Below are 19,386 nucleotides of genomic sequence, written 5' to 3' on the forward strand. Positions count from 1 at the left end.
ATTATCAGCACTGATACTTGATAGCCCCATTTCACCGAAATCAAGATTCATCACCTAGTTAGTAATTGTAAACCTACACTTCGGATAATTCTTACAACCCTTAAAATCTCCATACTTACCCTTTCTCGTGATTAGCTCTCCACCACATTTAGGACAAATATTTGCGCTTACTTGGTTCGTCACTTCAGCTTTCTTTTTATGAATTCCTTCAACATGCTGGGTCCTGACTTCCTTATCTCTTACATTTAGAGCCAGCAATTTCGCATATATCTCTTCCTTTTGCTGCTCAGTAATGGTTTCCGCTGCAAACTCTCTAATCGTTTTAAGCAATTTTACTGAATATATAACCTTGGCATTTGTCTTAACCTTTAAATCAGCATCAATGGAAAAAACAATGATCGGCACGTAATTCAACTCTGAGTATTCTTGCAAATTCTGCTTTAGAGCCTGAATATGCCCATAGTTTTGTCTTATCGGATTAAAGAACTTTTCCTTCCGTTTATAGATTACTTGTGTCCAAGACTCCCCGTGCTCATCTCCCAAAATCCAGCCCTTGTAATTCTTTGTCTCTATTACAAAAATCCCGTAATTTGACACGACTACATGATCTATCTGGGACGTCTTCCCATCCACTCTCAACATTAGATCATTTATAACCTTATATTTTGTTGGATCTAACCTCGTCAGAAACGCGATATTGTTTTCTCCCCAATGATTCCTTTGATTTTGGCCTTATACAATCGATAAATAAAAACTGCTAAAACTAATAGCCACAAATACCATAGCTCCACGAAAGCCTTTATCATTTGAGCGTCTCCCCCTCTTTCCCTCTATCGGCGTATTCAAAGCCTATAATCGTCTTTTAACCCCTAAGCTTTTTCTAAGCACTGCTAAAACAACTCTTCTTTTAAGCATCTAAACCCGCCTCTTATAATACTCCTCCAACTTCTCATCACACCGCACAATAATCCAGTCCTTCTCCTCCGGCGTCATCCTCTTCCAAACGTGCCGATTAAACTCCACATACTCAATATCTCGGCATCGACTCATAAATCGCATATCCTCAAACCGCTTAAACGGATTGCTAAAGATATTTCTCTCAACATCCTTTCTTGTATATCCGTTTTTGCAATACAGACTGGATTTTTTCTCAACCACCAGCCCGCTCTCTTTTCTGGCCCTATAGAAATCCATGAAGTAATTAACCATGTCCTCGACCCTAACTCTTCCTTTATCGTCAACATGCTCAAGCATGGCCTTGAGCAGTACCGGCTTATAGGAGAAGCTCATATCCATAGTCCTGACCATGTCCATAAACTTATCTTTCATATTGGCAGGATTGATCAGATCCCAGCCGTACTGTTTAGCATAGCTCTCCACGGTTGCTTTCTTAAAATACTTAAAGCTCCTTTTATCCCCGAAGGGTACCTCTAAATCAGGGGTTATCTTTCCTTCCCGCAGGTACCGTTCAATGGTTTCAGTTTGCACATCCACCATCCTCACGAACTCCAGCTGTGATATCATCCCTTTCACTTCATCCTGCCAGTTAAAGAGATCAATCAGTTCATAATCCGCGGCATTCACCGGGAAATCCAGAAAAACAGGAGGTTTTTCTCCTCTGGCGATTAAATCCCTGTCCAATTCAAACTGTTTCCGTGAAGCTACAACGTACTCTCCTGCCCTATATTCCTTCAAGTTAAACATCCTGTGCAGAGAGTAAGGCATGTTAAACAATCCGGCATTATCAATAAAATCGAAGACCATCAGATAGTCCTTACCCGCGCATTTGCGCATCCCTCGGCCTAGTTGCTGAACATAAAGTGTCTTGGAAAGGGTCGGTCTGGCCATGAACAAAACTTCTGTTTTCGGACTGTCCCAACCCTCGTTTAAGAGATCACATGCACATAAGACTTGGATATCCCTATTTTCATAACGATCTAAAATCCTTGCCCTTTCTCCTGACTTCATAGACCCGGAAACAGCCTCGCAAAGAATTCCTTTTTCTTTGAACAAAGCAGAAATCTCCTGAGCGTGGTGTACGGAGGCACAGAATACCACGGTTTTCTTATCCCTAACATAGTTGAGATAGGTTTCTGGTATAAGCTTATTTCTCTCCGGCACAAAGAGCTTACTTTCTAAGTCCTGGGCGTAATATTTGATGCCATTGATTCTCACCGTGGAAAGATCCACATTAGTCTTGACCCGGATACACCTGATAGGAACAAGTTCTCCCAATTCCACTGCTTGATGAAAATCCAGTTTATGGGCCACATTTTTAAAGTCCTCCAGGATGCTCTCACCATCTGCTCTATCTGGAGTAGCCGTGAGTCCCAGAGTGAATTCAGGTTTGAAATAACTCAAGACCTTCCTATAAGTATCCGCGGTTCCATGATGACATTCATCGACGATGATATAGCCAAAGTCATTGGGTTTGAACCCTTCCAGATTTCTGGCAACACTCTGAATACTACTGCAGACAACATAAGCGTCTGCAGCCTTTTCTTCAGCAACATAGAGACCAGTATCCGCCTGATCCCAAAGTTCTTCAAAGGTGCCTTTAGCCTGGGTGATTAGTTCTTTGGTATGAGCCAAAAACAGGGTTCGTTTCCCCAGTTGTTTGGCATCACTGACTGCGGTCACAGTTTTTCCGGTTCCGGTGGCATGATAAAGCAGAGCAATACTCTCCCCTTGCTCGCGCATGGCCTGCAGGTTATCTAAAGCAGCTTGTTGATGTTCCCGCAGTTCAATCACCTTGCCCTTCTGCATAGGTAGATAATCCTCCAGCATTCTGAAGGAGGGTATTTCCCCAACAAAAATCCGCAGCTCATCCTTGACCTTTTCAGGCTGGTGCTTCAGTTGGTTGTAAACCCAGCGATAAACCTTCCAGTTCTGGTAGATAAGGCTGTTTTGCTTCGTAAGGTCGTCATAATATTTATTTGAAGAAACCTTACTGGGGTTATGATAGGTTTCACCATCAATCTCTATGGCTATTTTTAAGTCTTCACTTTCCAGCGCAAAATCAAGGGAGCGTCTATGTCCATAAATATCGGTGACCGGATACTGAAGAAACAGATACTCCGCTTGATCCGGGCCAAAGGTATCACAGAACAGCTCGACAAAGAGATCTTCGGCGATACTGCCCAGGGTCCCCTTCTGCTTGATCTTTTCTGTCAATTTGATTCAACCCCTCAACCGTCGCAAACTTCTATAAGCAGGAGTTTATCCCGGAAAGCACCTCTCTCCTCAGCCTTTTGCTTCCTGATACCCTCGAATTCCTGCCGGGAAACCCCTTTATAATCCAAGATGGCGTAGACGACTTCCACTAAATCCGCCAGTTCTTCAACGCTTTGGCTGTCCAGATACTCCTGAAGCTCTTCCCCTAACTTGGCGTTTAATAAGTCCAGGTACCCTTTGCCTGAAACCTTTTCGATAATGGCTTTCTTGCCGCTTTCCTCGATGATCTGGGGTATTTTATCGCGAATTAGTTTGTTGTAGACTTTTATCCTCTCAGATTTGCCGTCACGGACTTTATTCTCGTCAATTATTGGGATAGTAATGAACCCATCCTGATCATCGCCAAAAACCTTTCCGTTATGATTGGCGAGCCAATAGGCGGCGTAAGCACACAAAAAAGCATCCAGCTTGTCCTCAAGGTTTTTAAACTCCTTCTTTGACATGGCTTGAATGCTCGATGAATGATTGAAGAAATCTTCTATATTATGGACGGGGGGGTTGAAATCACTCACCCTTTTTAAAAGGTTAACCATCCGACCCATCTCTGTTTTAGTTGTTTCAAATTTTACCTTATGTTTGATTTTATATTTAACGGGAAAAGCATCAGGAAAAAGGCCTAAGGTTATTCCTGTAGGAAAGGTTTCGATAATGACGTGCTTTTTATTGGTTAGGTCACCTGTGAGTGAAAAATCAGGCACCCGCTTTATAATGGCTTTGACGACCTCTTCACCTCGAACTACTCCGAAGTGGTTTAACATAAAGCGTTTACTGCAGGTGAAAACGGACAGATTTTTGCCATGAATTTTCTCTCTCATAATAGCTCCGTCACAGTATCTGGAACCTGTTTCGTTATTCACGATTAAGGGAGCATCAATCCCAACGATTGCCTCTTCCTGAGCATGTTCTTCAACAATTGCAGCAATCATTTCGTCGCTAAACACCTTCGATTCACAATAGACGATTTCTCCATTGTCAGCGATCACACAAATTCCCGATTCGTTGGCATAGGTCCATGCTAAGTCAATTCCGATATAATTCATTCATTTACCCCCAAAAACCTTTGGCTTTAAATCTATCTTCCACTTACCAGATCCGGCAACCCTTTTATTAGGGTGAGCCCCCCTGAGCCTATTTTCATTGTTTCCAAAACTTGATTACCTTTTAAATAAGACCTCATTAGACTCGTCTCTATCTTTTTCGCCGAACTTTCCTGTATTCCTTCCGGCAATCACCAAATTTTGCAATAACTATCTCCATCTAACCCTTTAAACTGATCACAATAATGAGTACCAACCATTACTTGAATTCTCCCTAATACAATATCTGAACAACCGCAGTTCCCCCAGTACAAGGACTTCGTCAATTTGTTTGGTAATGGCGCTGGCATGTCTAAAAAAAACCGCGGCTACAGCCTCGGTTTTTTGTTATCTCTCTGGTATTTGAGTTATATATTCATGATCATAAAGTCATTGTAATAATCCGGTTTCTTAACATGAACTAGCACTGTCTACTGTCCCACTTTCCGTATGACACAGCAATACTCATCGTGTAAAAAATTAATCCTTGCTCATGGATTCAAGCAACTTCTGAAGATATTCTATTTGTTCCGGCGCAAGCTTTCTGGCTGTGTCCACCAGACGGCGAAGTTCCGGCTCAAGCTGCGGGCGTTCCTCGGCAAAAAATTCCGTAAGCGTAATATTGAGAGCCAAACATATCTTTTCAATCGTGATAGCGTTTGGTGATTTTTTCCCAGCTTCTATATCGCTAATCGTAGTTTGCCCAATCTCCGCAATATTGGCCAAATCTTTTTGACTTAACTTATTCTCTTTTCTTAATTCCAAAAATTTAGAGCCATAATCGATTCCCATTATTTCACTCCTATCGCTAAAGCAATTATAACAAATAAAAATGCCGCTCCATAGCACGCTAAAGCGGTTGAAGTATATCGCAAAAGCAATTATAATTGTTGCTAAAAGGAAGTATGGTGTATGCAAAATCTAAACTATTTACGAACCAAACAAAAATTATCTCAGGCTGAGCTTTCCAGACGCTCGAGTGTTTCCCAAACCTATATTTCTGAACTGGAAGCCAACAGAAAACAGCCTACCTATCCTATCCTGAAGAAACTTGCTGCCGCTCTCGGTGTTAGTATTGCCGAACTGATCGGAGAACAATCCCCTGAACAACCGGAGGAAAACGATGTCCACACAAGACCTCAGTGATTTTGAGATTGGCTATGAGTATGTCCGTAAGCGCTATTCATTTTTGGCCAAACAAAGCTACCAAGATTTATGGGCACTGGGAACCGCTTATCTGCTGACAAGGGGGTCTAACGCCGAGCTTTCCCGAGGCATGGGCTTCTATTTCCTAGAGTTAGGAATTAAAACTCGCCTCTCTGAAATTATCCCGGACAATTAGATAACTTAGCCGCGCCCACACACACGAAGACACTGTCTTCGCACGTACTAGCCTTTCTTGCAGACACTGTACCTGTATGTCCCTACTGTTCCTTTATTCACAGAATGTGGCCAGACTCATGAGGGTGATATACCTCATATGATATACTTCATATAAAATGCCTATTCCAAATTGGACTTTGCTGTCCATTTTAGAATAGGCATAACTTTTCTTATCGCTGCCTTCTCATCGAGGATTGCTTTTTGCCTTGGCCAGGCTCTTTGGCGTTTCCCCCCATACTCGCCATTTTCCAGTAGAAATACCATAAGTAATGATTTTTGAATTCAAACCTTAGACCCATGACTTTAGCGACCTTCGCTTTCGCGAAGTTTACCCCAACCGAAGTAGACTATTAAGTTTTAAAATTATTATTATTATTATGCCATAATCTTAAATAAATCAAAGCAAAATCAACAAGCTATATATACTTGGATAATAAAACGACAATACTGTTATATGTACTGGATAGAAATGGAACAACTGGTACAAAACGCACATTTACTGGAAATGTATATAAAACATTAAATCCAAATTATTTGATTTTCAATGATTAATACGCCTTTATCCGCACAATACTGATCAATACGTGGATGGTTTTCTAATCTAATAGTTTCTTAAGAAATAAAAAATAGGAGGAAAATAACGCTACTAGGAATAGCATAATGGTGCTTTGGAAAAACGCCTTGATATAAAGGTATTAATGGGTATAGTCCTGTAATTCTCCAAGACCAGTCATAAGATGTTCGATATCTGACTCTTTGATGTTTAGCAGGTCAATCGCTTCTTGTTGTATGGGGTTAAAAGCACTATCTACGCCACCACCAATTCCTAAAAGACTTGCAATTCCGTTGGCAAGGTGAATTACACTGGACAGTTCCGCATACTCTTGTGGACTTCTGAGAGAATGATGAAAAGAAATCGCCGCTACGAGATCATCAGGCAAATTCCATGATCTAGCTATAAATCCTCCAACCCTTGCATGATCGAAGCCTATAACATTTTCTTCACATTCAGCATAAGAAAGCTTGCTTTCCGTTACTTCTTTCAAAAGATGTCTCCCAAATTTCTGAATGTAAATGGAGGCAATTAGTTTGCCTATATCATGAAGTAAGCCAGCAGTAAATGCAACATCTCCGAAAGGGAGTTTCCTATGTTTACATAACCGTTTGGCAGCTATGGCTGTAAGTAGGGAATGTTTCCATAATCCTTCTTGTTCAATCTCGTATCCTAAAAGTTTGGTTTTAAGCAAGGGGGCGACTGCAGAAGACATTGCTAAGCCTTGTATTGCCTGAAAACCGAGTACAACAATAGCTTCCTGAAGGGTCGCTATTCGCCTCGCGTAGCCATAATATGACGAATTAGCTTGTCGAAGTATACTGGCAGCTAATACCGGATCCTGCTCAATAACCCTTCGGAGTTCTTTCGCGGAAGTCTCTGAATCTTTGGTCAGGGCAATTACTTCCACAATAGACGTGGGCAGAGCGGGTAAGGGGGATAAATTTTCTACTTGTTTAAATAAGTCTTCCAATGCAATAGACACTCCAGTTCCTCCATTTCTTATCAAGATTGTGTTTCACGATTAGGAACGGTGTAGTTTCCAATTCTATGCCAACCCTTTTTTAAGCATGGCCCTTTGTATCTCAAAGATACAGCTAATAATTCGATCTCTTTCACGTTCCTGGAGTTCCCAAAATTCGACCGCAACCATATATCGTTTGCTATCCTCTGTCTTATTAACTCGGCAAACACGAACCGGGGTCCACAGATCTCCGTTTGGGAGAGTTAAGTGAGTATAAAGTAAGGCCTTGCTCTCCACCCGTTCCTCCGTCAGAAAGCGCATTCCGCCACCACTCAAGTCGAGCATCGTTGCCTGATAAAAATCACTAAGCCCTTCCTTTGTTACCGTTTGAAACGTTACAGGGAATAGGGCAGGAACTCGGATAAAGCTACGGCGTTGGACTTTGGTCACGTAATTTGGCAGCTCTACAACGAACATTGGAATTGGAACTGCGATCCGTCGCAAAACTTTCCCCTCAAAGGAGTAAGCTGCTGCTTCGTCCCAATATGTTAATTTCACCTTCGTTCCTTCACGCAAAGAAACCACCTCGCCACGTTCAAACGGAGCACCTAAAGAGAGAATTTTGTCTCCCATATCTTCAATACGAGTCTTATATCTCCCTACATACTCACCTTCCGACACAACAAGCTCCATTAAAAGCCCTATTAAAAGTTGCTTCTTATACGACAAATCTTCACCCCCAGTGAAATCTCAATAATTCTAGTGTTATTTCAAGGAACAATTCTTCGTTGAGATCTGTGCAGCTTCTCTAGCTTTCCTATCGTTTTGGCAATAGATTCCAGAGACAACGGTTTTAAAACATAACCTATAACACCCTTTTGAAAAGCCTCATACGCATAGTCCTCATTCGATGCCATGATGATGAATAAGATATCCTGCTTTATTTTCCTTAGCTTATTTATGAGGACAAAGCAATTCAGTCCTTTCACCTCAGTTTCCACAAATAAAACATCACACCCCCTCTCCTTTATAAAACAACAGGCTTCGTCTGGACAACTGAAGCCGTATACATCTTCAAAATGTCCTATGCTTTTTAATATTGATAATGAAAACTGCAAACCATCCTCGTTGTAATCTACAATCACCGCAATAGCCATTGGCATCACCTCAATATTTTCATTATACAGATCGTTTCTGACAAATCTCTGAAATGGTTTGGTTTATTTTTACTTATCCTAATCAAAAACACCCTATGGTCCCATCAATTTAGGACTATAGAGTGTTTTTTGATTTAATCCTTTTATTCACTAAGCAGCTTTAAAAAAAGTTTCCGGGTTTCAACTTGCGGTTCCACACCCATTTCTTTAAACAATCTTATCTTAAATTCCTCATAACATCTTATTAGTAAAGCTCTGTTATTCTGAGTACCGTATATTTTTAGAAGGCTTTTATGGATTTCCTCATCAAAGGGTGCTTTCGCAATTGCTGTAAGTAGCTTATCTATGGCCTTCTGATATAAGCCCTCATCTACAAAGAATATAGCCATATTTTTAAGCATATTCAGATAAAACTGCTGCAGCCACTCTTTCTTACTCTCACACCAACCATAATTCTTTTTCGAAAACAAATCATCCCTGTATAAGGCGCAAACTCTTTCGAATTCATCAATGCCGCTTTTATTGAGGGAATTATTTTTTATAGTTGCTTCTTCGAATTCCACAAGATCACAGGAACATTGACCCAGGCTGCAGCGATAAAACCCTTTTCCACAATTTTTTGAAGTAATATCTATTGACAAGCCTTCTTCCTTTATGGTTTTCCTCAGCCTGTAGAGTGAAGTATGAAGACTTGTTTTAACCTTATCCGGTTCCTCCTCCGGCCATAAAATCTCTCCCAACGACCATCCATCAATATTAGAATCCCTGTGGACTATAAAATAAGCAAGCATTTCCTCTACTTTGCGCGTGGTCCATTTAACCAGACCGTTATTTCCATAGACCTCAAAATCTCCAAAGCAGCATATTCTTTGTAAATTTCCTACGGACTTTTGCTGATGACCTAAACCTTTGAGCTTAAGAAGTCTTAAAACGCACCTCTGTATTGAGTTCAAGTTGACAGGCTTCAGTAAATAATCCAGGGCATTGACCTGGAAGGCTTTCAGAGCGTATTGATTGTAGCCTGTCACAAATACAACCATTAATTCGTCATCCTGCTCGGTTAGGCGGCTTGCCAGCTCCAAGCCGTTCATCTCCGGCATCTCAATATCCAGAAAAACAACATCTGGTTTTATCTTAGATATCTTATCAAGCACCGCCAACGGCTCGGTGAAGGCTTCAAGAACGTTCACCTGTCCTGTTTTCTGTAAAAACATCTTCAGTAAATTCAGAACAGGAATTTCATCATCGACAATTACTGCATTCAGCATTGGATAACCTCCTTGCAAGGTTAAGGGATAATCTTGCTGTACAACAGCTATTCCTTTCATGTTAAGGAATGGTCTGTTTTGATTCATCTCACCGCATTCCCTGATTCGGTATGGTAAAGTAAACCTTTGTACCTTCATTTATATTTGTAGTCAAGTGGAGCTCCGTACCATAATACTTCATTAACCGCCGTTTGATATTGGACAGACCAACTCCGCCTTTCTGCTTTAACGAATCCTTTCTTTGGAAGACAGCCCCAAGGTCCTGAATTCCTATTCCGTTATCTTCAACAGTTATACCTATTCTGTCACATTTTTTGTTGACCGTTATGTTTACCTTACCACCGGTTTTTCTTTTCATAAGACCGTGCCGTATAGAATTTTCCACTAATGGCTGAATGGTCAGCGGAAGAACCCGTTGCTCTATCAAACTGTCATCCACATCGTATTCAACAATCAGCCTTTCTCCAAACCTAGCCTTTTCGATCTCTGTATAGGCTTTGGTCAACTCCAGTTCGTTTTCCAGACTGACCGTCGTGGCTGTGTTATCGATATTAAAGCTTTTCTGCAGATACTCGCTTAAGTTGGCCAGCAAATCCCCAGCTCTTGCCCCATCCGTATAACAATAGGACATAATCGTACTCAAGGCATTGTAGAGAAAATGGGGCTTGATCTGCGCCTGTAAAAAAGCCATTTCATTTTTAAGGGCCTCCTGTACTGATTTTTTCATCAGTAACAGCGTTGCCACCCTGGCCCGAAGCTCTTTTGCTACAAAAGGCTTGGAAACGAAGTCATTCGCTCCTGCTTCAAAGCCAACTGTGATGTCCTCGAGAGTATTCCGTACCGTAAGTATTAGGAGCGGCAAATCATATAATGAATAGTCTTCCCTTATTTTTCTACAGGCTTCATATCCCGACATCTTGGGCATCATCACATCCATAAGTACGAGGTCAATATCATCATGGTCTTTAATTATTTCAATCGCCTCTATACCGCTTGAGGCAGTTAATACTTTATAACCGTCACCAGTCAAAAGAGATTTCAACACTCTCAAGTTGGTAGCTTCATCATCTACAGCCAGAACCTTGAAGCTCTGCAGCAATTTATTTTCCACCTTTTCAACCGCGGCAGCGACCTCCTGGGTCATTTCAAGCGTTTCATCTAAATTCACGGGTTTTCCACTTGCTTTAGGAAGTCTGACGGAGAACCTGGTACCTTGCCCAGGTTCAGACCACTCCAAAATAATAGTCCCTTTCATACGTTCCATTAATTGGCGTGAAATATACAATCCTAATCCGCTTCCACCATACTGTCTTGGAATTTCTGAATCACCTTGGGTGAAAGCATTGAATAATTTTTCCTGTTTCTCTTTGGCAATGCCAAGACCGGTGTCCTCAATTATGATCTTTACAAACTGATCATCCTCAGCGGCAGATACAGTGACATTTCCTCTTTCGGTAAATTTGATGGCATTACCAATAAGGTTGAACAGAACCTGCCAAAATCTGGTTTCATCCGTTAAGACTGGTGAAATTCCTTCCGGAATATTAATTATAATTTCAATTTTTTCACTTTGAATTAAATGCCTAAATACATCAACAACCATAGCTATTGCTGATTTGATATCTGTGGGGACAGGATTAAGTTGAATATCATTTCTTTTTATTTTCTCAATATCTATGATGTCTCTTATCAGCGAAGAAAGCCTTCTGGAAACTGCCAGGATTACCTGGAGTTCCTCTTTTTGCTTGGGGTTTACATTACCATAGTTACCTTCTACCAGAGTTTCCGATATGTTTATAATACCATTTAACGGAGTCTGCAGCTCATGAGAAGTATTTGTCAGAAATTCATCCTTCATTTTGTCAAAATCCATGAGACTTTCAGTCATTGTCTGAAGAGAAGTATTCGTCTGCAGTAATTCGTTTTCAGCTCTTTTCCTCCTGCTTCGGTTGATGAGCAAGGCAAAAATAAGTAGAGCTTGCAGTACCAGTAACACAATGGCACCGATAATGTAGACCCTATATTGTTCCCATACAGTAATTTCTCGATATTGAATTTTACTGCCGCTTGGCAGACTATGTTCTTCAATTCGCCACCGTTGCAACTGCCGCCAGTCGAATGTATAGGTCCGGGATGGAGCACGAATTATCGGATTGTCGGGTGGCTTTTTTCCTCCTAAAATATCCATTACCGCATTGCCCGCATGTTGTCCGCAATCTTCTGCGTTTTCAATTAATCCACCTATAATGCCAGTACCAAGAAACTGGATTCTGGTTCCGTATACTGGGATTTTAACTTCCCTACATATCGTTTGGAGTACCTGCACAGGTACAAAGCTATTACCGTCAACATCCGAAACCCAGCGAAAAAATAAAACTGCCGAATGGTCTTGAGCATTTCTTAGGCGCTCAAGCATCTGCGTGTAAGGCAGTTTGTTCAGTACAACTATCTCTACCTGATTAGCAAATTTTTTTTGGACTTTCACGAAACGTTTAACTATATTTCGCTCTGCTGCGGAATCACCCACTATAATATAGATTGTTTTGGTTAATGGTCTTGTCTGCAGGATCAATTTGACATTCTCTTCTATTTCAATATTTCGCGGCATGACAATATAATTTGACGGCATGTTCACAAGTGGCTGGCTATCCTCGTTCCAGTCCATGATGATTGGTACATTGGGAAATATGGAGGGTTCATATTTTACTAAAAGAGAATACAAACTTTCATTTGTAATGATAAAATCAGGCTGCTGGTTTTGATACTTCGCCTTGAAATATTGCGCCACGTCTTGCAAATAGTCTTCGTCATTGGGGTAACGAGCAAGATCGAGACACTCATAGGAATAACTGAATTTATAGCCTGAATTTTCGGCTAATGTATTTTTAACTCCCTGCTCGTATAATTGATATGAAGGATAGTCTGGGGTGAATGGATCTAGAAATAGCACATGCTTTTCTATTGGACCTGCCGTTGCAATAACTGAAGACGGAAAAACCATCGTTAACAGAATCAAAATGATTATTGCGCTTACTAATTGAAGTAACCTGTTGGCTGACATAGACTTTGCCTCAAATCCATAATAATTTGAAAATATATTCCCATCTTAATTGGGTTCAAAAGGCTGTGACTATCAACCGAAATGAAGCCGTTTGAATATAAATAGTTGTTCCAAATATTCCACACGCTTTCTAGATATTCCTTTATTTAAGACACAAGGATTAAATGTTCTGTCAATTTACGGTCATGTTCAATTGATCTGGTCACGGCAATATGACTATAAAGAAAATTTGGCTGGCGCCCGAAGACACTGTCTTCGCACGAATTAACCTTCTTGCAGCCTTGGCGAAGGCGGCTGCCTAGTTGCCCTTATGCTTAGAAAGTATATAACGCAAGTTTATACTTTCTGACAGTATAAAAAAATATGTTTCCTCTGTTAAGGGTTTACCCCTTTTCTTGTCTCAGGAAACATATTTCTCAAGCAATTATATGGGTGTAATAAGTCCACTGACTGGAGAGGCACAATAAGTAACAGGCTTATGAATTAATAATTTTATCAGCGTACCCTAGCCAGCCGCCTTCTTTAGCAAGTGTCTCGTCAAACTCACCGACTTTAAAATCAATTTCTTCTGATTGGTCCGCTGAAGTTACAATAATCTTCTCTTGATCGATGTCAATCGTTATTGAAGTGTCTTTACCCGCGAAGTTCTCAAATAGATATTCTATCGTTTCTGTTGGTAATTCCCCTCCCCTATATATTTGCCCGTAGCAACCAAGGTTTTCTTCCGAAAATTACTTCTTAATGATAAGTCCTAATAATTTTGAAAATGATATTACTTGTTCAGGGGAAACAATACATCCCTCTAGATCATCCACGGTAACCCCTAAGCCTTCTATTTTACAACTGCTTAAATCAATTCCCTTTAGACTTGCTCCTGACATTCCAGTTTGTTGTAGATTAGAATTGTGAAACGCGACTTTTGAAAATTTAGCTTTGTAGAAGTCAGCGCTGCAAAGTGAACTATTCTTAAAATCAACCTGTTTACAATCCAAAAAACGGAATAAAGCATAACTTGCATCACATTCATCAAAAAGTACATTCCGAAGTGCAGACTCACTCATATTCATGCCAACCATTTTGCAGTTGATCATCTCTACTTTATGTATAACAGACTCGCTAAAATTCACATTGGATAAATCGCAGTTTTCAAACCTAACATCAACTAAATCAAGGTATTTAAAGGACACATTGTCAAACTTTACGTTCTTAAAAAGCACTTTATTAAACGATACATGGTTAGCATTTTGATCCTTGCACTGACCATTGCTAATAATCCCCCTAGTAAATGAATCTTCTGATAGAATACACTTATCGATAATTGAAAGCATATCTAACTCCTTCGGGAGATTAGGAGATATTATTTCCAAGCTTGATTTCCTGTCTTCCATACTACACCCCCACTATAACTTTATAGAGAATCGCCATTGATTCTCATTGTACCATATCCATTTGAATAGTTTGGCCAAGGTTATCCTAGGCAAGATCTCCCCGAGGCCGCAGCAAGCTTCGTTCGGGAGCAGCCCGACACTCAGATTAAATTAGTAATGGTCCCAAGCACCTTATGTTTGATTTGATATCTAACAGGAAAAGCGTCATATTCAAGGAGCAAAAAGAAAATCAACCATGCGGTTGATTTAGCAGGTTAATTTTTTTTATATTTCGCGCTCCCTTCTTTCAGTCTGGAAAGTGCATTCGACCCAAAGTGAGAGTGATTTACTCCCTCAAATTTTCTCAAGTCTTGTGCAAGATTACCGGCATCTCCTTTCGGCAATATAAAAGCCCGTCCGATTCGGCAATTTCATCTTACCGAAATCAGGCAGGCGATCTTGGAATTTAAACTTATCAAAATCTTAAGAAGTGCTTATGAAGAACTTATAATTTTCTTATGCTGTTCTTTACTTCATAGGTTTGAGGTTTATCCCCTGAGTACTGAATATTGATCCATCATCGCTGACCTTCCGGTATTCAATAGGACTTGATGGTTCTTTCAAGTCCGCCGCCGCTTTGACGGCGGAAATACGCGATTATACTCAAAATATCCTAGCTCAGGCTTGATAAAATCCGGACATATTACATGGTATCCAGCATCTGAATAATGTTCGCAAACCCATTGAATATGCGGGTTGATTCCATAGATCTCGTGCAGAACAATGATGGCAGATTCATCAGTCTTAGTACTCTTGCGCATCTAACAATTCTCCGGCTTGTTATTTAATATTTAGTTTGAATTTCTTAACCTTGTCCTGATAGCTTTTTCTTACTTTTTATCTCTTAATTCCTTCTGATAAGCTTTCCAGCCTGGGCACCATCGAGTATGCCAGCGCCATAGTTTCCCTAAAAATGAATTGGGCTTCTCTTCTGCTTTAATACGCATCTTACAATTTTCGCAGTTTGAACTCATTTTTACCCCTCCTCCATTACAATTCTTACCTTGTACTAAAAGTACTAAAAAGAATTCAGCATCCTCTCTACACTTTGAAAATCAATAAACCGGCTTTCTCTAAGAACTTCTCTGCCCTTATACATAATTAAAATCGTCGGAACTGTAAAAACCAGTAATTGTCCTGCAATTTCCACATGCTCATTGATATCTATTTTTAATACTTTGGTTAACTGATCTTTGAGTAAATCCATGAGCTTCGGGAAAACAGCAAGGCAAACATTACAGGCTGGAGAGCTGAAATAGAGAATGATCTTTTCCTCTTCTATAATGAGTTTTTCGAGCTGATCATAGGTTTGAATATGACTATTTGTAATAATGTTCATACCAGCAGGTTCTTTCATCACAAATTGATGGCCTTTCTTTTATTTCTATACTTTAATCATGCTTATTTTCATCGGGATACAATAATGCATTCCGGAAATTCATTCCTGTTTTTGCAGAATACTTTTTCTAAATCCAAACAAGTTAACTGGTCAATGTTAATATGATGCTTTTTTATCCTAGGCATCCCGTCATCGAACCATTGGCCTAACCATATATGCCAGAGCTCAATTTCATCAGCATTTAACAAATGGGCCTGCAGATAGTGAATGAGGTTTTCGGCTCTGTTTTCAGTATAATCCCACTCCAAATTGGCCACAAACGTTTTTGGGGTATAAATATCGTCACAAATGTCGGCTTTATGGAATTCTCTGATTGATATTTCCCCAAAGTTTTTTTCATCATCTACCCATAGTATGACATCAGGTTTGTCTTTATCAAAGGATGGTTCCAGCAAAAAGTCAGGAACTTTTATTCCCAGCTCTAAAGCCTGATTTACAGATAGTTGTTTGACATGGGGGGTTTTGCACTTCTTTCAGGGGATCATCACTTGCAATATATGTAAGCACACTCAATTTACAGATCACCTTCTCATCTCAATGCTGTGTATAATTTTGTCCTCCATTCATTCATCTCGCACCTACTATTTCCACCACTATCCTTTATTTCATGCTTACGGCAGGTAAAAAAAGTTGATAATACAGCTACACAAAGACTCAGGCATCGATGGAATGCCTGAGTCTTTTTCTTTGTCTCTTACAATACACTGACATAACAGGGTAATCTATCTCTTCCCCCGTTTCTCCAGCCATGGGCCTTAAGCCGTTTTAAAGCCATCCCGCGTTGTTATTTTGCGTCATTCACCTTGCTGGTAATTATAGGTATTATAGTAGCTGCTGCTAGAATTACTAATATCATAATTGCCATACCATTAGAAGCAGCGAAGCCGCTCGGCTCACTTCCTTTTATAACACCCAATACTTGAAGTATTATACCAATAAGTCCTATTATAGAGCCACCAGCTACCAGCCCTGAAGATAAGCTTATGCCATTAGCTACTTTAACTTCTTTTTCCTTTTCAGATCTGGCAGTTCTTTCGACGAGGGAACGAATTAAGGCCCCTACTAAAATTATGGAAGTTGTAGAAATTGGCAAGTAGAACCCTATAGCAACGGTCATGATAGGAAGGTTAAGGAAGAATAAAACAATTCCCATAACCGCACCAAAGATAATCATGACCCAAGGTAATTTTCCTGAGATGATACCAGCCGTTAACGTGGCCATTAAGTTAGCTTGGGGCAGGGCAAAGGGAACATTATCACCGGTCATGGCAAGCTGATTGGAAAGCAGTAATATTGTACCGGTCACTACTACAACGCCAACGATACCCGCTATGGCGAAGTGTTTTTGCATTTCGTTTTTGTCTCCGCCTATTATGAAAGCAACTTTTTGTGATTGGCAGTAACCGCCGGCTGTTGCTATAGCAGTAACGATAAATGTACCAAATAGAAGTAACGATCGATTGCTTTCAGGATTTGTCCATCTCATTACAACGAATAAAAAGGTGACAATAACCAGAGAAGCTATTGTCATACCGGATACAGGCAGGTTCGAAGTTCCGATAGTACCCGTTAAGCGACCGGAAACTATCACAAATAGTAAGGATAAGAATAATGATAAAACAGAAGCGGTTATTGCCATTAATATGTTCCCCCCGGATACCAGGAAACCGGCAATCAGACCTACTATTATACCAGAAACCAGTATTAAGTTTGTGAGCGATGATCTATCAGTATTATTTGACGACTTAGCGTTGAGAGTTTCTTTAATAGAAAATATTATAGTAGGTATTAGCTTTACAGCACCAATTAAGCCGCCGGAAAGCATCATACCTGCGCCGATATATTTTACATAACTGCCGGCGATATCACTAACCTTCATAGCGTTGATTGCAACTCCCGGATTATTCCATACGGTTGCGCCGCCTTGTGCTAAATCAGAGAAGTAACCAATTAGAGGCAAAATTCCGAAGTTGGATAAAATGGAACCGGCAAACATCGTTAAAGAAACTTCCATACCAACTATGAATCCGATACCTAATAATAAGGGATTAACTTCCACTTGAAATCTCCACTTGTAAAAGGACTCGTTTACATAGCTAATAACATTGTTAACGACATTTAAAAATGAACTTGTTATAACAATTATGATACCACTTATTCCGAACCCTATTCCCATGTACTTAAGAGATTCTCCAGCAGCTTCAGAAGTCACAAGTGTTTCAGAGATAGCCATTGACTCGGGGTACACTAATTTACCGTGTTCTTCAACAATTAAATAATTATAAACAAGGGAAGCTATGGCTATACCGAATAAGACCCCACCTACCCCAACAACAAATCCCTCTAAAAATGAAGCTTTTAAACCTATTAAAATAATGGCCGGTAAGACGAATATCATACCACTGGCAATTGATTCCCCGCCGCTTGACATACCTTGAATCAGGTTTTTGCCTAGAATACCTTTCTGTTTAGCAAATGCAGCTACAAGTGCGGAGCCTATGATCGAACCTGGAATACCGGCTGCAACCGTAAGACCCGATTTCATACCTGAATAGGCAGTAGAAGCTGCAAACAAAGCAGCCAAAACAATACCGATTGTTAATACTGCGGCGTTTCCACCAGGTTTAGTACCGCCGGAAATAAAAGGTACATAGTCCTTTCCAGCTACACCGCCATAGGCATCTTTAGATAACTTTTTGTCCATAATGTACCTCACAACATCTTTTTATTTTGTAGTATTGTCACCTAATTTCAAAAATATTTATTTTCAGGATAAATGCCAGTTAGGAATTCTTCCTTTTACCCTTGCACCGGTAAATGGAAACCCAATCGGAAAGCCGAGTGAAAATCATACAAAACATAAAGACTCAGGCACTGAGGCAATGCCTGAGTCTTTATCTGCTGCCGTACCTTTGGCGGTTTGCTTTTTTTGTCCCAGGTCACCGGTTAAAGCGCCTTGGTTTAAATTATAAATCCCTGTCTGCATTGAAAATATCTTGTCCTGGGGATTCATGAACATCAAAGCGACGGTATTAATATCGAAAAGATCATAGGTGAGGACAGTATAAGGCAGGGTAAACTTGACAATTCGATCCACAGCAAAAGGACTGCTCCCTTCCTTGGACGGCTCACCGGCAAAGAGAGACTTCTCAAGCACAGTCACAGCTGAATCCTTGCTCAGGTACAAGAACAGATTGCTTACGCCCAGGAGCCCGCAAGTAAAAAGGCCCAGGACGATTAAAAAGACAATAATGTTTTGGTAAGGTTTATCCTTAAAATTGCTGATTCGTTTCATGCGCCGCCGGGCCCCCTCCTGCAAAGCGCAGAATCACTTCCGTTCCGATGCCGGGCCGGCTCATTATTTCTGCGCTGCCGTTGTGCTTTTCTATGATTTCTTTGACGATTGTCAGACCCAGACCGGCGCTGCCGGATTCCCGGGAGGCTTTGGTGTCAACCCGGAAGAAGGGATCAAATACCCTTTGCCTCAATTCTTCCGGAATGCCGGGTCCCTGATCCTGAATGCTGACCCAAATAAGCTCTTGCTGCCGGCCGGCCCTGATTTCGATGACTGAATTGACATGGCCGTATTTGATTGCATTATCCAAAAGGTTAATCAGCACCTCTTTCAATCTGTCCCGGTCTCCCTAAGCCGGAGCTCTTCTTCGGCGGAGCAGTGGATGGCGATGTTGTACTTTTTGGCTTTAATCATCATCTCGTCGCCGGTTTCCCGAATCAGCTCACTCAGATTGAGATCAGCGAAAGTATAATTGAACTTATTGGAAGACGTCTTGGCCAGTTCCAGGAGTTCTATAACCAGGTGATTTAAGCGGTCACTCTCCTTGATAATACAACGCAGGCCTTTGC

At 40.7% G+C, this 19,386-nt stretch carries 20 protein-coding genes and 1 pseudogene; 2 read left to right on the plus strand and 19 right to left on the minus strand.

Annotated features, from left to right (window positions below):
* Window positions 1-54 precede the first annotated feature (54 nt).
* The 5 genes from DOT_RS14400 to DOT_RS14415 form a co-directional block, all read right to left on the minus strand.
* Complete coding sequence (locus tag DOT_RS14400) at window positions 55-696, minus strand: NERD domain-containing protein (RefSeq protein WP_348982149.1); 642 nt, start codon at window positions 694-696, stop codon at window positions 55-57.
* Window positions 684-806, minus strand: coding sequence for a hypothetical protein (locus DOT_RS32425; protein WP_009620119.1), 123 nt, complete (start codon window positions 804-806; stop codon window positions 684-686). Before DOT_RS32425 ends, DOT_RS14400 begins: the two co-directional genes overlap by 13 nt.
* A 109-nt stretch (window positions 807-915) precedes the next feature.
* A complete protein-coding gene (locus tag DOT_RS14405; protein ID WP_009620120.1) occupies window positions 916-3,174 on the minus strand; it encodes a DEAD/DEAH box helicase family protein in 2,259 nt (752 codons plus the stop codon).
* 14 nt (window positions 3,175-3,188) lie between these two features.
* Window positions 3,189-4,274: a DUF429 domain-containing protein gene (locus DOT_RS14410; RefSeq protein WP_009620121.1), complete on the minus strand. Its 1,086-nt coding sequence runs from the start codon at window positions 4,272-4,274 to the stop codon at window positions 3,189-3,191.
* Between the two features lie 516 nt (window positions 4,275-4,790).
* Window positions 4,791-5,102, minus strand: a complete 312-nt coding sequence (locus DOT_RS14415; protein ID WP_009620127.1) for a helix-turn-helix transcriptional regulator — start codon at window positions 5,100-5,102, stop codon at window positions 4,791-4,793.
* A gap of 120 nt (window positions 5,103-5,222) precedes the next feature.
* Here DOT_RS14415 and DOT_RS14420 point away from each other — a divergent pair, with 120 nt between their 5' ends.
* Both DOT_RS14420 and DOT_RS14425 read left to right on the plus strand, forming a co-directional pair.
* Window positions 5,223-5,456 (plus strand): helix-turn-helix transcriptional regulator, encoded by a 234-nt coding sequence (locus tag DOT_RS14420; RefSeq protein WP_009620129.1) that lies wholly within the window; start codon window positions 5,223-5,225, stop codon window positions 5,454-5,456.
* Window positions 5,434-5,652: a hypothetical protein gene (locus tag DOT_RS14425; RefSeq protein ID WP_009620131.1), complete on the plus strand. Its 219-nt coding sequence runs from the start codon at window positions 5,434-5,436 to the stop codon at window positions 5,650-5,652. Before DOT_RS14420 ends, DOT_RS14425 begins: the two co-directional genes overlap by 23 nt.
* Before the next feature lie 736 nt (window positions 5,653-6,388).
* Here DOT_RS14425 and DOT_RS14430 read toward each other — a convergent pair.
* The 14 genes and pseudogenes from DOT_RS14430 to DOT_RS30510 all read right to left on the minus strand — a co-directional run.
* Complete coding sequence (locus tag DOT_RS14430) at window positions 6,389-7,231, minus strand: HDOD domain-containing protein (RefSeq protein WP_040412277.1); 843 nt, start codon at window positions 7,229-7,231, stop codon at window positions 6,389-6,391.
* Window positions 7,232-7,294: 63 nt separating this feature from the next.
* A complete protein-coding gene (locus tag DOT_RS14435) occupies window positions 7,295-7,939 on the minus strand; it encodes a flagellar brake protein (protein ID WP_009620134.1) in 645 nt (214 codons plus the stop codon).
* 41 nt (window positions 7,940-7,980) lie between these two features.
* Window positions 7,981-8,367 carry a response regulator gene (locus tag DOT_RS14440; RefSeq protein ID WP_009620135.1) on the minus strand — a complete coding sequence of 129 codons (387 nt, stop codon included), beginning with the start codon at window positions 8,365-8,367 and terminating at the stop codon, window positions 7,981-7,983.
* Between the two features lie 143 nt (window positions 8,368-8,510).
* Window positions 8,511-9,635, minus strand: coding sequence for a response regulator (locus DOT_RS14445; protein ID WP_009620136.1), 1,125 nt, complete (start codon window positions 9,633-9,635; stop codon window positions 8,511-8,513).
* A gap of 88 nt (window positions 9,636-9,723) precedes the next feature.
* Window positions 9,724-12,696 (minus strand): ABC transporter substrate binding protein, encoded by a 2,973-nt coding sequence (locus tag DOT_RS27855; RefSeq protein WP_009620137.1) that lies wholly within the window; start codon window positions 12,694-12,696, stop codon window positions 9,724-9,726.
* 731 nt (window positions 12,697-13,427) lie between these two features.
* Window positions 13,428-14,084, minus strand: coding sequence for a pentapeptide repeat-containing protein (locus DOT_RS14455; RefSeq protein ID WP_040412278.1), 657 nt, complete (start codon window positions 14,082-14,084; stop codon window positions 13,428-13,430).
* Between the two features lie 599 nt (window positions 14,085-14,683).
* The gene (locus DOT_RS14460) at window positions 14,684-14,884 is read right to left on the minus strand and encodes a dienelactone hydrolase family protein (RefSeq protein ID WP_040412280.1); all 201 of its coding nucleotides are present in this window, start codon (window positions 14,882-14,884) and stop codon (window positions 14,684-14,686) included.
* Window positions 14,885-14,953: 69 nt separating this feature from the next.
* Window positions 14,954-15,097: a hypothetical protein gene (locus DOT_RS31090; protein ID WP_009620143.1), complete on the minus strand. Its 144-nt coding sequence runs from the start codon at window positions 15,095-15,097 to the stop codon at window positions 14,954-14,956.
* Between the two features lie 44 nt (window positions 15,098-15,141).
* Window positions 15,142-15,480, minus strand: a complete 339-nt coding sequence (locus tag DOT_RS14465; protein ID WP_009620146.1) for a thioredoxin family protein — start codon at window positions 15,478-15,480, stop codon at window positions 15,142-15,144.
* A gap of 50 nt (window positions 15,481-15,530) precedes the next feature.
* Complete coding sequence (locus tag DOT_RS14470; protein ID WP_009620148.1) at window positions 15,531-15,917, minus strand: hypothetical protein; 387 nt, start codon at window positions 15,915-15,917, stop codon at window positions 15,531-15,533.
* A gap of 389 nt (window positions 15,918-16,306) precedes the next feature.
* Entirely contained in the window at window positions 16,307-18,226 is a 1,920-nt protein-coding gene (locus tag DOT_RS14475) for an OPT/YSL family transporter (protein ID WP_009620150.1), read from the minus strand.
* 144 nt (window positions 18,227-18,370) lie between these two features.
* On the minus strand, window positions 18,371-18,817 hold the full coding sequence (locus DOT_RS14480; RefSeq protein WP_009620153.1) for a hypothetical protein: 447 nt from the start codon (window positions 18,815-18,817) through the stop codon (window positions 18,371-18,373).
* Window positions 18,795-19,142 carry a sensor histidine kinase gene (locus DOT_RS14485; RefSeq protein ID WP_242833843.1) on the minus strand — a complete coding sequence of 116 codons (348 nt, stop codon included), beginning with the start codon at window positions 19,140-19,142 and terminating at the stop codon, window positions 18,795-18,797. The genes DOT_RS14480 and DOT_RS14485 overlap by 23 nt, the downstream gene beginning before the upstream one ends.
* Window positions 19,143-19,147: 5 nt before the next feature.
* Window positions 19,148-19,386, minus strand: a pseudogene (locus tag DOT_RS30510) (hypothetical protein); the annotation flags it as partial.

This window comes from Desulfosporosinus sp. OT, from assembly GCF_000224515.1.
Taxonomy (GTDB): Bacteria; Bacillota; Desulfitobacteriia; order Desulfitobacteriales; family Desulfitobacteriaceae; genus Desulfosporosinus.

What these genes read in the sequence shown, in the direction of transcription:
- DOT_RS14465 (WP_009620146.1), bottom strand. Translation starts at nt 15,480, where the DNA reads ATGAAAGAACCTGCTGGTATGAACATTATTACAAATAGTCATATTCAA.
- DOT_RS14475 (WP_009620150.1), bottom strand. Translation starts at nt 18,226, where the DNA reads ATGGACAAAAAGTTATCTAAAGATGCCTATGGCGGTGTAGCTGGAAAG.
- DOT_RS14460 (WP_040412280.1), bottom strand. Translation starts at nt 14,884, where the DNA reads ATGCGCAAGAGTACTAAGACTGATGAATCTGCCATCATTGTTCTGCAC.
- DOT_RS14415 (WP_009620127.1), bottom strand. Translation starts at nt 5,102, where the DNA reads ATGGGAATCGATTATGGCTCTAAATTTTTGGAATTAAGAAAAGAGAAT.
- DOT_RS14455 (WP_040412278.1), bottom strand. Translation starts at nt 14,084, where the DNA reads ATGGAAGACAGGAAATCAAGCTTGGAAATAATATCTCCTAATCTCCCG.
- DOT_RS31090 (WP_009620143.1), bottom strand. Translation starts at nt 15,097, where the DNA reads ATGAGTTCAAACTGCGAAAATTGTAAGATGCGTATTAAAGCAGAAGAG.
- DOT_RS14410 (WP_009620121.1), bottom strand. Translation starts at nt 4,274, where the DNA reads ATGAATTATATCGGAATTGACTTAGCATGGACCTATGCCAACGAATCG.
- DOT_RS32425 (WP_009620119.1), bottom strand. Translation starts at nt 806, where the DNA reads ATGATAAAGGCTTTCGTGGAGCTATGGTATTTGTGGCTATTAGTTTTA.
- DOT_RS14480 (WP_009620153.1), bottom strand. Translation starts at nt 18,817, where the DNA reads ATGAAACGAATCAGCAATTTTAAGGATAAACCTTACCAAAACATTATT.
- DOT_RS14445 (WP_009620136.1), bottom strand. Translation starts at nt 9,635, where the DNA reads ATGCTGAATGCAGTAATTGTCGATGATGAAATTCCTGTTCTGAATTTA.
- DOT_RS14440 (WP_009620135.1), bottom strand. Translation starts at nt 8,367, where the DNA reads ATGGCTATTGCGGTGATTGTAGATTACAACGAGGATGGTTTGCAGTTT.
- DOT_RS27855 (WP_009620137.1), bottom strand. Translation starts at nt 12,696, where the DNA reads ATGTCAGCCAACAGGTTACTTCAATTAGTAAGCGCAATAATCATTTTG.
- DOT_RS14425 (WP_009620131.1), top strand. Translation starts at nt 5,434, where the DNA reads ATGTCCACACAAGACCTCAGTGATTTTGAGATTGGCTATGAGTATGTC.
- DOT_RS14420 (WP_009620129.1), top strand. Translation starts at nt 5,223, where the DNA reads ATGCAAAATCTAAACTATTTACGAACCAAACAAAAATTATCTCAGGCT.